The organism is Arthrobacter sp. 05L45_2 (assembly GCF_056397525.1).
On sequence record NZ_JBFTNO010000005.1, the window covers coordinates 24844 to 37887 of the forward strand.

Annotated in this window: 12 protein-coding genes; 8 read left to right on the forward strand and 4 right to left on the reverse strand. The window is 68.7% G+C overall.

Translation table 11 applies throughout. The annotated features are described in order from the left end of the window. Positions 1-14: 14 nt before the first annotated feature. The 5 genes from AC1DHD_RS01045 to AC1DHD_RS01065 all read left to right on the forward strand — a co-directional run bounded on the left by AC1DHD_RS01045 (position 15) and on the right by AC1DHD_RS01065 (position 5516). Complete coding sequence (locus AC1DHD_RS01045) at positions 15-1013, forward strand: ABC transporter ATP-binding protein (RefSeq protein ID WP_476877900.1); 999 nt, start codon at positions 15-17, stop codon at positions 1011-1013. Further along, positions 1006-2598: an ABC transporter permease gene (locus AC1DHD_RS01050; RefSeq protein WP_476877901.1), complete on the forward strand. Its 1593-nt coding sequence runs from the start codon at positions 1006-1008 to the stop codon at positions 2596-2598. Before AC1DHD_RS01045 ends, AC1DHD_RS01050 begins: the two co-directional genes overlap by 8 nt. 126 nt (positions 2599-2724) lie before the next feature. Then, a complete protein-coding gene (locus AC1DHD_RS01055) occupies positions 2725-3099 on the forward strand; it encodes a DUF7793 family protein (RefSeq protein WP_476877902.1) in 375 nt (124 codons plus the stop codon). 86 nt (positions 3100-3185) lie between these two features. Further along, positions 3186-4712, forward strand: coding sequence for a putative bifunctional diguanylate cyclase/phosphodiesterase (locus AC1DHD_RS01060; protein WP_476877903.1), 1527 nt, complete (start codon positions 3186-3188; stop codon positions 4710-4712). Between the two features lie 9 nt (positions 4713-4721). After that, positions 4722-5516, forward strand: coding sequence for a class I SAM-dependent methyltransferase (locus AC1DHD_RS01065; RefSeq protein ID WP_476877904.1), 795 nt, complete (start codon positions 4722-4724; stop codon positions 5514-5516). 39 nt (positions 5517-5555) lie between these two features. Here AC1DHD_RS01065 and AC1DHD_RS01070 read toward each other — a convergent pair whose 3' ends face one another. Next, positions 5556-6098, reverse strand: coding sequence for an ArsR/SmtB family transcription factor (locus tag AC1DHD_RS01070; protein WP_476877905.1), 543 nt, complete (start codon positions 6096-6098; stop codon positions 5556-5558). Between the two features lie 73 nt (positions 6099-6171). Between AC1DHD_RS01070 and AC1DHD_RS01075 the strand changes: the two genes are divergently transcribed. Then, entirely contained in the window at positions 6172-7422 is a 1251-nt protein-coding gene (locus AC1DHD_RS01075; RefSeq protein WP_476877906.1) for an MFS transporter, read from the forward strand. Positions 7423-7479: 57 nt separating this feature from the next. Beyond that, complete coding sequence (locus AC1DHD_RS01080) at positions 7480-8826, forward strand: MFS transporter (protein WP_476877907.1); 1347 nt, start codon at positions 7480-7482, stop codon at positions 8824-8826. Positions 8827-8841: 15 nt separating this feature from the next. On the opposite strand, the gene AC1DHD_RS01085 is transcribed toward AC1DHD_RS01080, so the two are convergent. Both AC1DHD_RS01085 and AC1DHD_RS01090 read right to left on the reverse strand, forming a co-directional pair. Next, the gene (locus tag AC1DHD_RS01085; RefSeq protein ID WP_476877908.1) at positions 8842-9522 is read right to left on the reverse strand and encodes a DNA alkylation repair protein; all 681 of its coding nucleotides are present in this window, start codon (positions 9520-9522) and stop codon (positions 8842-8844) included. A gap of 78 nt (positions 9523-9600) precedes the next feature. Further along, positions 9601-10488, reverse strand: a complete 888-nt coding sequence (locus tag AC1DHD_RS01090; protein WP_476877909.1) for a glycerophosphodiester phosphodiesterase — start codon at positions 10486-10488, stop codon at positions 9601-9603. 50 nt (positions 10489-10538) lie between these two features. Here AC1DHD_RS01090 and AC1DHD_RS01095 point away from each other — a divergent pair, with 50 nt between their 5' ends. Then, a complete protein-coding gene (locus AC1DHD_RS01095) occupies positions 10539-11849 on the forward strand; it encodes a DUF445 domain-containing protein (protein ID WP_476877910.1) in 1311 nt (436 codons plus the stop codon). A gap of 665 nt (positions 11850-12514) precedes the next feature. Here AC1DHD_RS01095 and AC1DHD_RS01100 read toward each other — a convergent pair. Then, the coding region (locus tag AC1DHD_RS01100) for an SDR family NAD(P)-dependent oxidoreductase (RefSeq protein ID WP_476877911.1) at positions 12515-13044 on the reverse strand (530 nt) is incomplete at its 5' end.

Here is a 13044-nt window from a genome sequence, read left to right on the forward strand (position 1 = left end):
GTACCTTGTTGACTATGAGCAGTGTGGTGGAGCTGACCGGCGTCGTGAAGCGGTTCGGGGCCGTGACGGCTCTGAATGGACTGGACTTCGAGGTGGCTGCCGGGGAGGTGCACGGCTTCCTGGGCCCCAACGGTGCCGGCAAATCCACCACGCTGCGCCTGCTGCTGGGAATGCTGCGCGCCAGCGCCGGATCCATCCGGGTGCTGGGGCTCGATCCCTGGCGCGACGTGGCCACGCTGCACCGGCGCCTCGCCTACGTTCCCGGCGATGTCGCGCTGTGGCCCAACCTCACCGGCGGTGAGGTCATCGAGCTCCTCGGCCGGCTGCAGGGCGGGCAGGACCGGGCCCGGCGCGACCAGCTGCTGGAGTTGTTCGAGCTGGACCCCACGAAGAAAGCCCGGACCTACTCGAAGGGCAACCGGCAGAAAGTGGCCCTGGTGGCCGCACTGGCCACGGACGCCGAATTGTTCCTGCTGGATGAACCCACCAGTGGCCTGGACCCGCTGATGGAGGACGCCTTCCGCGGGTGCGTCCGCGAGCTCAGGGCGCAGGGCCGGACCGTCCTGCTCAGCAGCCATATCCTCAGCGAGGCCGAGGCGCTCTCCGACAGGGTCAGTATTATCCGGGCCGGCCGGGTGGTGGAATCCGGTCCCCTTGAACAGCTCCGGCACCTGACCCGCACCTCGGTCACGGCCGACGTCGCCGCGGTGCCGCCGGAACTGGACCGTTTGGCGGGGGTGCACGACGTCGTCGTGGCCAACCACCGGATCAGCGCCCAGGTGGATCCGGTCGGCCTGGGGCCGTTCCTGCAGGCCCTGACCGGCGCCGGGCTGCAGGCCCTCACCAGCCGGCCGCCGACGCTCGAGGACCTGTTCCTGCGGCATTACGGCTCGGGAAACGGTGCGGACGTGCCGGGTTCCGGGAACGACGCCGAGCACTCCGCCGCCGCCGGTTCCGGCCGCGCGGCCGCCCGCGGACGGGGAAGCGGAGGGACGGGGGCCGGGGATGCCTGAGACGTTGGCCGGCACCGGGATGCTGGTGCGGCTGGGGCTGCGGCGGGACCGCTGGCTGCTTCCCGTGTGGGTGTTCGGGTTTGCCCTGGTGGCGTTCTCCACCTCGGTGGCCGGCGCGGACCTCTACCCGGACGTGCGCAGCCGGACTGAGGCCGCCAACGCCCTGAACGCCACCGCCTCCATGGTCGCGATGTTCGGACGGATCTACGATCCCGCCTCGCTGGGCGCCCTCTCGCTGATCAAGTACACCGCGTTTATGACCGCCATCCTCGCGGCCCTGATGGTCATCCTCATCATCCGCCACACCCGCGCCGACGAGGAGAGCGGCAGGCTGGAACTGCTCGGGGGCGGCCGGCTGGGACGCGACGCCGCCCTCACCGCGGCGCTTGTCATCGGCCTCGTCGCGAGCCTCGGCGTCGGGTTGCTGTCGGCCGCGGCACTGGCCGCCGGCGGGCTGCCCGCCGCGGGGTCCCTGGCGTTCGGCCTGGGCTGGGCCGCCACCGGGATGGCGTTCAGCGCCGTCGCCGGGGTCGCGGCGCAACTGACCGCGAGCGCACATGCCGCCACCGGCCTGAGCGTAGGCGTCATCGCCGTCACTTACGGCCTGCGCGCCGTCGGCGACCTCGCAGAACCCGGCCCATCAGTGTTCTCCTGGCTCTCCCCGATCGGCTGGAACCAGCAGATCCGGGCTTTCGCGGGCGACCAGTGGTGGGTGCTTATCCTGCCGGTCGCGCTCTGCGTCCTGCTGATTCCGGCGGCTTTCGCCCTGCGGGCGCGCCGGGACCTGGGCGCCGGGCTGCGGGACGAGCGCCCGGGGCCGGCCGTCGGCTCATTGACCGGCGTCTGGGCCCTGGCTGTGCGTCTGCAGTACCGGGTGTGGCTGGCGTGGGCCGTCGCGTTCGCCGTGTTCGGGGTGGTGATCGGGTCCCTGGTGGGAAACGTCGAGCAGATGCTGAGCTCCCCGAATGCCCGCGACCTGATCGCGCTGCTCGGGGGCGCCTCGGCGCTCCGCGACGCCTTCCTTGCCGCGGAAATCAGCATCATGGGCCTGCTCGCCGCGGCCTATGGCGTGTCGGCGGCGAACCACCTGCGCGGCGAGGAGTCCGCGGGCCACACCGAGGCGTTGCTCGGCACGGCCGCCACCCGCATCCGCTGGGCGGGCAGCCACTTAGTGTTCGCGCTGGCCGGGGTGGCCGTGCTGATGGCGCTGGCGGGGGTCTGCATCGGTGCGGGCGCGGCGGCCGCCGTCCAGGACTCCGGGCTGGTGGGCCGCTCCGTCGTCGCCTCGCTGGCCCAAATACCGGCGGCGTGGGTGCTGACCGGCGTGGCGCTGGCGGTGTTCGGCTGGGCGCCCCGGTTGGCCGGCGCGGTCTGGGGAGTGCTTCTGGGCTTTGTGGCGCTGGGAGAGTTCGGGGTGCTCTGGAACGCCCCGGGCTGGCTGATGGACCTCTCGCCGTTCCGGCATTCTCCGCTGCTGCCGGTCGGTGCCGATGCGCTGCCGGCCCTGGCGGCCCTGACCGTCACGGCCGCCGGCCTGGCCGCGCTGGGGTTCCTGGGCTGGCGCCGGCGTGACCTGGCCGCCTAGCTGTAAGTGCCGGTGCCGCGACGTCTGCACAGCCACATGGCGACTTTTGGCCGGGAAATACGCCGTCAGGGGTACCTTTGAGGAGTTGCAGAAGGTCTCGACGACTGATGGGGATGGGATGTGGTCATGGCACCGGTGACTGTCGACGGCGGAAAAGGCAGTGTCGAACTGAGCGACGGCGGCTTCGTCCACCTGCGCTGGCTGCCCAAGGTCGACATCCTCGTTGAGGATGCGCGGGCCGCCATGGCGACAGTCAACGAGGTCTGCCAGGGCCGGGAGTACCCGATGCTTGTGGACATGGAAGCGGTGGCGTCGGTGAGCCGGGAGGCCCGCGCCGTGTGGTCCATCCCCTGCAGCGCCTCGCGCATCGCGTTGCTGGGCCGCTCCCCTGTGGACCGCGTCCTGGCGAACTTCTTCCTCGGGGTGCACATTCCGCCGTGCCCCACGCGGTTTTTCACCTCCCGCAGCGAGGCATTGGATTGGCTCCATGTCGACCGCTGACCGGCCGGCCGCGCCCGCTACGGGGCGCACGACGGCGGACCGGACCGCCGCCGTCGAACGCTCCTTTCGAAGACGCGACCACTCGCATGGGAGTTGATGACCCGCGGCTTGAGCAGCTGGTCGATGGCATCGTCCGGCTCGCCGCGGGCGAACTGGCCGCACGCATCGAGCCGTCCGAGCTGGGCGACGCGATTGACGCCGTCATCACCGGTATCAACCTCCTGGCCGAGGAGCTCGGCCATATCCACGCGGAGCTGGAAGATAGGGTGGCCGCCCGCACGGCCATGTTGCGCAGGACCCAGGTAAAACTGGAGTTGATGGCCAAGACGGACGCGTTGACCGGGCTCGCCAACCGGCACCTGCTCAGCGAGCGCATCCACGAGGCGATCGTCGGCGCCGACGACGGCGTCAGCGTTCCGGCGGTGCTGGTCCTGGACCTGGACACCTTCAAGGCCATCAACGACGCCCTGGGACACAGTGCCGGGGACGCGGTGCTGACCGAAGTGGCCAGCCGCCTCAACTCGGTGGTGCGGATCTCCGACACCGTTTCGCGCCTGGGCGGCGACGAATTCGCCGTCCTCATCAAAGCTGCCAGCGAGGAGGAAGTCCTCCACATCGCGCACCGCGCCCGGGACGCGCTGCGGGAGAGCATCAGGATCGGCGCCGAAACCGTGTGGACGTCGGCCAGCATCGGCGTTTGCGTCTTCCGGCCCGGTAATTCACCGGAAGAACTGATCCGCAACGCGGACATCGCCATGTACCAGGCCAAGGCCGCCGGCCGGAACAAGGTCATGCTGTTCCATCCCGACATGCTTAACGCCGTCCAGGAACGGTCCCGGATCACGGCCGAGCTCCGGAGCGCCGCGGCCGGCGGGGAGCTGGCGCTGCTCTATCAGCCGGTGATTGAGCTGGCCACGGGCAAAGTCGCCGGCGTCGAGGCCCTGGTCCGGTGGCATCACCCCGTGCACGGGACCATCATGCCGGACCGTTTTATCGGCATCGCTGAAGAAACCGGCCTGATCCTTGAGCTGGGCCGGTGGGTCCTGAACGAGGGAATCGCTCAGCTTGGCCGCTGGCGGGACGCCGCGCCGGACCTGCCGGACTTTGGCGTGCACATCAACCTGTCCGCCGCCGAGCTCCTGCGCAGCGACCTGGTGGACGACGTCCGGGAAACGCTGGCCAAGTACAGCCTGGACCCGAGCCGGCTGGTCCTGGAGATCACCGAGACCGTGCTGATGTCCCGGGGCGCCGGCGAGGAACAGGTCCTGGACCGGCTGCGGGCCCTGGGCGTGGGCCTGCAGATCGATGACTTCGGAACCGGCTACTCATCCATCAGCTACCTCAGGTCGCTGCCGGCAGACACCGTGAAAGTCGACCAGTCGCTGATCAAGAACCTGGAGTCCGATCCGCAGCAGCAAAAGTTTGTGGCCGCCGTCCTGCAGCTGATCTCCTCCGTTGAGCTCAAAGCCATCGTGGAAGGCATCGAAACGGCCGGCCAGGCTGCCCAGCTGCAGGCCATGGGCTGCCTCTACGGCCAGGGCTACTACTTCGGCCGCCCCATGGCGGCCGACCAGATCCTGGACTTGCTCCGCGGCCCGGGACTGCGCCGATAGAGTTAGGCCATGTCCAAGTTCYGGCACCACGTGCTGATGGTCCCCACCGTGGTGCGCCTCGCCTCGAAGGCACCGAAAGACCCGAACACCGCGTGGGACCGCTACTGGACCGGCATCAGCAGCACCGGCCGCACCGGGGACGTTCTCTGGGACTCCGGTTCGGCGCTCGAGCACAACCAGTACAGCGCCCTGGTCCTTGACCACTTCGACCCGGCCCTGGCGGTGATCGACGTCGGCTGCGGCAACGGCACCCACACCCGCTGGCTGGCCGGGCTCTTCCCCGGCACCCGGGTCCTCGGGATCGACGTGTCGCCGTGCGCCATCGACCGGGCGGTCATGGAGGCCCGGGACGTGCCCAACGCCGAGTTCCTCGTGCTGGACGCCACCGAACCGGGCGCCGGCGAGGCCCTGCTCGAACGGCTGGGACCCGCCAACGTCTTTGTCCGCGGCGTCTTCCACGTCCTGAAAACCGATAAACAGGCGGCCCTGGCCGCCAACCTGCGGACCGCGGTGGGAACCCGGGGGCGGGCGTTCCTGACCGAGACCAACTTCCTGGGCAGCAGCCTCGACTACCTCTCCGAGCTGGGCGCGACACACCACAACGTGCCCCGGCAGCTCCGGCGGGCGCTCGAGAACCTCCCCCGGCCGGGACGTTTCGGCGCGCCGGAGCGGCAGGGTGTGTTCCCGGCGTCGGACTGGCAGCTGATCACGGACGGCCCGGTGAGCATCGACGTCGTCCCGATGAATCCGGGCGGACTGCCGCAACAGGTCCCCGGCTATTTCGCGCTGCTCTCAGGCGCCTGACCAGCGCGGATGCTCCGCCATTGGTTAGCGGCTTCGCGCCTAGTCGGGCGAGCGGTGCAGGACGAAAATCCCGCCGTAGGCGGGCTGGTCCGGCCTCTGCCGGTCGCTGTCCATGTACTCGCTGAGCACGGCGTGGATCCGCGTGGCCACGTCCTCGGCGTCGGCGTCGGAGAGGTGCAGGACAAACCGCGACAGGCTGGCCAGGGCATCCGGGCCAGCCTCGGCCAGCTCCTCCCGGAACGCTTCGAGCGGAGCCAGCGGGCCGTCCGGGCCGGCATCGCGCAGTGCAGTGTCCAGGTTCCAGGACCGCCCGGTGGACCGGTAAGGCTTCTCCAGCGCACCGCTCTCCCCCGTGCGGACCTCGGCCGGCTCAAGGAATCCGGCCGACAGCAACTGCCTAACGTGGTAGAGCATGGTCCCCGGGTCCTGGCCCAGCCGGTCCGCGAGCTGCTTATTGGTCAGCTCATGCAGCCCGCAGAGGCGCAGGACGCGCAGGCGCAGCGGGTGGGCGAGGGCTTTGATTTCGCGGGCGTTCGCGGTGGGATTCTTAGAGTCCGCTCCCGTTGGCTTGGCGTCCGTCATGGCTCGATCCTACAACTGATGTACTGAATTCAACCCCCTTGAATTTTCTCAATCAATAGGGGAGGGTTCAGCTATGACAACCGACGCCGTACAGGTCACGACCCGGGACCGGGCACCGCTCGGCGCCTCTTACTGGAAGCTGTGGACTTCCTCCGGCCTGTCCAACCTGGCCGACGGCGTCTTCAAGATCGCCCTACCCCTGCTGGCCATCCAGCTGACGCAGTCGCCCACCCTGATTGCCGGATTGAGCGTCGCCGCCACCCTCCCGTGGCTCCTCTTCGCGCTCACCGCCGGTGCCTTGGCCGACCGGCTCGACCGCCGCAAGCTGATGCTGTGGGCCAACCTCAGCCGCGCCGTCCTTCCGGCCCTGCTGATCGCCGCGCTGCTCCTGGGCTTCGGGTCCATCTGGGCGCTGTACGCCGTCGCGTTGCTGGTGGGTGTTGCCGAGACGCTGTACGACACCTCGGCGCAGTCGATCATGCCGCAACTGGTGGGCCGGGATCAGCTCTCGCGCGCCAATGGCCGGCTTTACGCCGTCGAGCTCACCACCAACCAGTTCGTCGGCCCGCCGCTGGGCGGGCTCCTGGTGGGCCTTGGCGTGGCCGCTGGATTCGCCGTGCCGGCCGCTCTATGGCTCGCCGCCGTCGGAGGCCTGTTCCTGGTCCGGGGGACATTCCGGGTTGAACGGGAGCAGAAGACCACCCTGCGGTTCGACATTGCCGAGGGCCTGCGGTTTCTGTGGCACCAGAAAATTCTCCGCACCCTCGCAATTATGACCGGGGTGTTCAACTTCGCCTCCAGCGCGGCGTTCGCGGTCCTCGTGCTGTTCGCCGTGGGGCCGGCGTCGGCCATGCGGCTGTCCGAGGCCGGCTTCGGCCTACTCCTGACCGCCTCCGCCGTGGGTGCCCTCATCGGCTCGCTCGTTGCCGAGCGGGCCGAGGCCAGGCTCGGCCGGCCGATGTCCCTGGCCCTCACGATCGTCGGCGGCGCGCTCTTCGTGGGCGCCCCCGCCATCACGGACAACCCCTACATCCTGGCCGTTTTCCTCTTCGTCGGCGGCATGCTGGTGGTGCTCTGGAACGTCATCACCGTCTCCCTGCGCCAGCGCATCACCCCGAACCGCCTCCTCGGCCGGATGAACAGCGCCTACCGGCTGCTCGCCTGGGGCACCATGCCGCTCGGGGCGGGGGCCGGCGGCCTGCTCGCGCAATGGCTGGGCCTGCAGGCCATGTTCGGCATCATGGGTGCCCTGACCCTGGCTCTCCTTGTCATGATGCCCGTACTCACGGAGAAGGCCATCGCCGCGGCGGAAAGTCCCGCGTGACCGGCATGCTAACGGCCCCTGCAGCTAGGCTCTAGGCCTATGGGGTGAGGGGGAATCATGGGCACCGCTGACGACGGATCGCCGGCAAAGGAGGCGAAGCTGCGCCACTATCCGGCGTTTGTCCGGTTCTGGCTGGCCTCCACCGTGTCCGACTTCGGCACCTACATCACCACCGTCGCCCTCTCCGTTCTGATTCTGGTGACGATGAACGGCACGCCGCTGGACCAGGGCCTGGTGAATGCGGCGCGATGGGCCCCCTACCTTCTCTTCGGCCTGGTCGCCGGCGTCTGGATTGACCGGTTTCCGCGCCGGACGGTCCTGATCGGCGGAGACCTCGGCCGCGGCCTGATCCTCGCCACGGCGTGCGGGGCAGCGCTGACCGGGATCCTCACCATCCCCGCGCTGGTGGTCCTGATGTTCGTTTTCGGAACCCTCGCGCTGACCGGCGATGCCGCGTTCCAGAGCTTCATTCCCCAGCTGGTCCCCCGGCCGCTGTTGGTCCGGGCGAATGCCCGGCTGCAGCAAAGCGACACCGTGGCACAGACCACCGGAAGCGCGGTGGCCGGCGGCCTGGTGGCCCTGATCACCGCCCCTCTGGCCCTCCTGGTGGATGCGGTCTCCTATGTCTTCTCCGCCGCGGCGCTCTTCACCCTGGAGCAGCCGGCAGGCCGGCTTCCGCCCCGCAGCGGCGAACGGCTCCGGCACAAGATTGCGGAGGGCCTGCGGTGGGTCTGCCGCCATCCGCACCTGACGCCCCTGGTGTGGAGCACCCACATCTGGTTCATCGGGTCGGCCATCCTCGGAACCGTCCTGCCCACCCTGGTCCTGCATGACCTCGGGCTGGGGGCACTCGGGCTGGGACTGGTGATGGGCTGCGCCGGGGTCGGCGCCGTCGTGGGGACGACGCTTTCCACCCGCCTCGGGGACCGCTGGGGTACGGGCCGGGCCATCGTGGCCTCGCGCCTGGTCGAGCCGCTGGCTGTTGCTGTGGTGGCCCTTTCGCCGCTCGTCGCGGGCGCCGCCCCCGCCGGCGGGGCCACCACGCCACCGCTGGACTGGCCCGGAGAACTGTGGGCCGCATTTGTCCTGGCCGGCGCCGGGCAGCTGCTGTTCGGCCTGGCCATGGGGGTCGAAGGGCCGTTGGAGATGGGCTACCAGCAGGCGGTCACCCCGGACCGGCTCATCGCCCGGATGAGTGCAACCAGGCGGTCGGTGAACCGCGGAATGATCGTCGTCGGAGCCCCGCTGGGCGGCCTCATCGCCGCGCGCGCCGGGACGGATGCCGCACTCTGGGTATCTGTAGCGTTCCTGCTGGCGGCGTTGCTGGTCCTGCTGTTCTCGCCCTTCAGGGATGCCCGGATCGAGGCGCAGCAGCTCACCGACGAGGAAGCCGTGGCACCCTAGCGGCGCGCCATGGCTCTAACCCGCCCGGCGGACCATCTCGGTAATCCAGACGGGGGCGAACGGCGAGGTGCAGCCCGGCGCCGTCGGATAGTCCTTGAGTACTTCCAGGCGTTCGCCGATCCCGATGGCACGGCTCCGCTGCCCGGCGTGCTCGATGCCGATCTGCGCCAGGCAGTGGTTCATGGCCCACTGCAGGCGGTCCGGGGCATCCTTCATCTGCGCCTCGATGATGTCCAGAAGCCCGTCCAGGTCGAGGCCGGCAGGGTCCTTCGCGACCCGCTCGGTGGTCAGCGCCCAGCCGCCACTGGCGACCACCGGGTCCGGATCGGAGAACCAGCGCTGCCGCAGCTCCTCGGCGTGCGGGTTCTTCTTCACCACATAGTTCACCAGCCAATCGTGCACCTTCGGGGCGATCGCGTCCCGCAACATGGCGTCCAGATCGTCGGGACCGAACGACGCCGGGCGGCAAACCAGGATTGCCAGGAGCCGGGCGGGCGTTCCTCCGGTTTCCCATAACCGGACGGCGAGTTCCTGCTGCGTCTTCAGCCGCTTGGCGATGGCGCGCAGTTCACTGAGTTTCACGCCGTGATCGTCGCCGTGTTTTTCGTTCACCCGCCGGACCTTCGGGTCCTCGAGCAAAGCCAGCTCGGCCAGCACCGCGTGCACGGACGCCGGGTCCGCTGCTGCCTTGGTCATGCCCGTCTCCTGTCCGGCAGCGGGCGTCGCCCGCCGCCAAAATCCGCCGCCTCTAGACCCCAGCCTAATCTCGCCCGGCTAGAGCGGCGCCAGCACCCGGGCGAGGACGTCGGCGGGCCGGTTGGTGGTGATCTCCTGGATGCCCAGCTCCCGGCACAGGTCGACGTCGGCCGCCGAGTCCACTGTCCAGACCCGGAACCGGCGCCCGGACTCGAGCCAGCGCTTGACGGTGCGGGCATGCCCGCGCACGTAGCTGATGCCGGGCCCGGCCAGTCCCACGCGGCATTCGTCGAGGATCTGTTCGCCCTGGGTCTGCGCAGCCTTGAGGACGTTGGCCACGGCGCCGCCGGTGAGCGCTCCGAGGCCCAGTTCCTCCCGGAGCTCCTCTACGTTTACGTCGTCGATGAGCTGGCAGACGGCCTCGGCCGGAACGGACTGCAGCAGGTGGTTCACCGAGTCGGGGCTGAAACTCATAAAGGACACCCGGATGTTGTCCAGCCGCGAGGTACTGCGGTCCCAGCCCTCGGCCTCGAGGATCTCCAGCACCCGGTCCTCGAGCTTGAGCTGGTAGGGGCTGGGGTGCTTGAGTTCGATCGCCAGCCCGATCTCCCGGCCGGCCAGGCGCAGGATGTCCAGCAGCTCCGGGAGCGTCAGGAACTGCTCGGACCGGGCACCGTACTCCTCCGGAATGCGGGCGCCCTTCCATGAACTGAAGTCCAGCAGCCGCAGTTCGGCCAGGGTCCGGTCCGCGACAGGGCCGGTGCCGTCCGAGGTGCGGTCGAGGTTGGCGTCGTGGAGCAGCACGGCGTGCTGGTCGCGAGTGAGGTGGACGTCGCATTCGACGCCGTCGGCGCCGTCGGCGATTGCCTGCAGATATGCGGCCCTGGTGTGCTCGGCGAAGGCGCCGCTGGAGCCCCGGTGGGCATAGATCAACGGGCGGGCGGCGGCGGAGTCCTCGGTGCTCATGCTGACACGTTAGCGGACGCCGGTGGCCGGTGCCGGGCTAGGCTGGGCACATGCAGGTGAACACTGAGCGACCCGTCCGCCCCGCTGCCGCCGAAGCGGGCGTCGAACACACGCTGTCCGCCGCGGATGCCGGCAAAGCCGCGGCGCTGCGGAAGATGAAGCTGGTGGCCGTCTCCCTGCTGATCGGCATGGCTGTGATCTTTGTTGTCGCGTTCGCCTTGCAGAAGCAGTACCCGTGGCTTGAGTACGTCCGGGCCGCGGCCGAGGGCGGCATGGTGGGCGCCCTGGCCGACTGGTTCGCCGTCACGGCCCTGTTCAAATACCCGCTGGGCCTGAAGATCCCGCACACCGCCATCATCCCGCGCCGCAAGGACCAGATCGGGGCGTCGCTGGGCGAATTCGTCGAGACCAACTTCCTCTCCGAACAGGTGGTGAAGGAAAAGCTCGCCAGCGTGGACATCGCAAGGAAAGTGGGCGGCTGGCTGTCCGGGCCGGGCGGCCCGGAGCGGGTGGCCAAGGAGGGCGCCGCCGTGATCCGCGGTGCGTTCACGGTCCTGAACGACGACGACGTCCAAGCAGTCATCGAGGGCATGGTCCGCAAGCACCTGCTGGCTCCGCCGTGGGGGCCGCCGGTGGGCCGGCTCGCCGAGCGGGTGTTCGACGACGGCCACCACCACGCGCTGGTGGACCTGCTGGTGGACCGCACGGTGGACTGGGTGCGGGACAACCACGAGACAGTCAACCGGCTGGTCACGGACCGCTCCCCCACCTGGGTGCCCAACTTCGTCGACGGGCTGGTGGGCGACAAGGTGTATCTGGAGATCCTGAAGTTCACCCGGGCGGTGCAGTCGGACCCGCAGCACCAAGTCCGGGTCTCCATCGACAAGTACCTCAAGGAACTTGCCCGGGACCTGCAGCACGATCCGGTCATGATCGCCCGCGCCGAAGGGATCAAGGCGCAAGTGCTGGGCGATCCTGAGGTCCGCGAACTGGCCTCGCGCACGTGGGGCACGGTCAAGGCAGCGCTGCTGGCCGCCGTCGACGATCCGCACAGCGAGCTGACCGTCAAGTTCAAGGCCGCAGTGCACGACTTCGGCACCCGCCTGGTGGTCGACCCCGAGCTGGCCGGCAAGGTCAACACGTGGATCGGTGACGCCGCCGGGTATCTCGTAAACAACTACCGCGCGGACATCGCAGGCGTCATCACCGACACCGTCGCCCGCTGGGATGCCGAGGAAACCTCGCAGAAAATCGAACTGCAGGTGGGCAAGGACCTGCAGTTCATCCGGATCAACGGCACCGTGGTGGGCGCCCTGGCCGGGCTCGCCATTTTCACCGTGGCGCACCTGCTCTTCGGCTAGGGTCCGGCACGGGCCAGAAATATTTGGGTGTCTCCTCGCCTTAGCAGCGCAACTGCCGCACCCCTTCGTCTCGAAACCCTAGGGATTCGAGCCACTGAAGTTATGAGACACATGGATCCAGGCGCCCAGGTATGCAARGGGGCGCCGTTTCGGGCTGAAAGCCTCGGGACATGAGGAAAGCCCCTCGGGAGGGGCTTTCAATGGGAATGGACGTGCTTGCGTGGATTGGTCAGCGGTGACGCGCTCCTAGGACTCATGTCGTTTGCGGCGGAAGGTGTGCCGCCGCCAATTTGTAGCAAAGCTTTCCGTCCAGTTCCCGCGGTCGGATCCACACTTGGTAGCCTTCCGCTGCGGCGAAAAGTTCTCGTCCGTTCCTGCTGTCGGGAGCCAGCCACAGGGCGGAAGAATCGGGCATGACGTCCTCAACAATCCCTGCCCGGACGACCGAGAAGTCCTTGCGGATTTCCACCGGTGTACCGACCAGCCGACTCCAGTCATGGTAGGGGTATGGGTTAGCAGTCATCTTCGAACCTCGTTTCTCGGGCCTGGCGCCGGGATTTTCGTCGTACGCCCGGATAGACGTAGCGGGGACCGGGCACCACTCCCCTGAGGGCTTGAGGGTTCTTGAAGTCGTGTCCCCCGGCCCTGCAGGCGCAGGGACTTCGTTAGTGGAGGTGGCTCCCACCGTTGATGTCGATAGTGGTGCCGGTGAGATATGCGGAATCCTCGGAGGACAGGAAGGTGATGACTGCGGCCACTTCGTCGGTGGTGGCGTTTCGGCCAAGGGGGATGCCGGCATTGATGGCGGCTTCCTGTTCCTCAGTGCTGCCGACGCGGATGTTGGTGTCCACAGCCCCGGGGGTGATGGCGTTGATGGTGACGCCGGTGGTGCCGAGTTCGCGGGCGAGTGCCTTGGTGAAGCCAAGGATGGCGGCCTTCGCGGCGGAGTAGGGAACCTTGCCGAACACGCCCCCTCCACGCTGGGCAGAGACAGAGGACATGTTCACGATCCGGCCCCAGCGGTTGGCGATCATGTCCGGGAGGAACGCCTTGGTCACCAGGTAGGTGCCGGTGGCGTTGACATCCATGATCTTGTGCCAGAGCTCCAGAGTGGTTTCGAGGAACGGGACCGGGGAGGTAATGCCGGCGATGTTGGCCAGGGCGCCCACCGGGGGAAGATTGCCCTGCTTGACCT

Coding starts and splice junctions, on each gene's coding strand:
- AC1DHD_RS01055 (WP_476877902.1), top strand. CDS start 2,725: ATGGCACCGGTGACTGTCGACGGCGGAAAAGGCAGTGTCGAACTGAGC.
- AC1DHD_RS01095 (WP_476877910.1), top strand. CDS start 10,539: ATGCAGGTGAACACTGAGCGACCCGTCCGCCCCGCTGCCGCCGAAGCG.
- AC1DHD_RS01060 (WP_476877903.1), top strand. CDS start 3,186: ATGGGAGTTGATGACCCGCGGCTTGAGCAGCTGGTCGATGGCATCGTC.
- AC1DHD_RS01045 (WP_476877900.1), top strand. CDS start 15: ATGAGCAGTGTGGTGGAGCTGACCGGCGTCGTGAAGCGGTTCGGGGCC.
- AC1DHD_RS01075 (WP_476877906.1), top strand. CDS start 6,172: ATGACAACCGACGCCGTACAGGTCACGACCCGGGACCGGGCACCGCTC.
- AC1DHD_RS01050 (WP_476877901.1), top strand. CDS start 1,006: ATGCCTGAGACGTTGGCCGGCACCGGGATGCTGGTGCGGCTGGGGCTG.
- AC1DHD_RS01090 (WP_476877909.1), bottom strand. CDS start 10,488: ATGAGCACCGAGGACTCCGCCGCCGCCCGCCCGTTGATCTATGCCCAC.
- AC1DHD_RS01080 (WP_476877907.1), top strand. CDS start 7,480: ATGGGCACCGCTGACGACGGATCGCCGGCAAAGGAGGCGAAGCTGCGC.
- AC1DHD_RS01085 (WP_476877908.1), bottom strand. CDS start 9,522: ATGACCAAGGCAGCAGCGGACCCGGCGTCCGTGCACGCGGTGCTGGCC.
- AC1DHD_RS01070 (WP_476877905.1), bottom strand. CDS start 6,098: ATGACGGACGCCAAGCCAACGGGAGCGGACTCTAAGAATCCCACCGCG.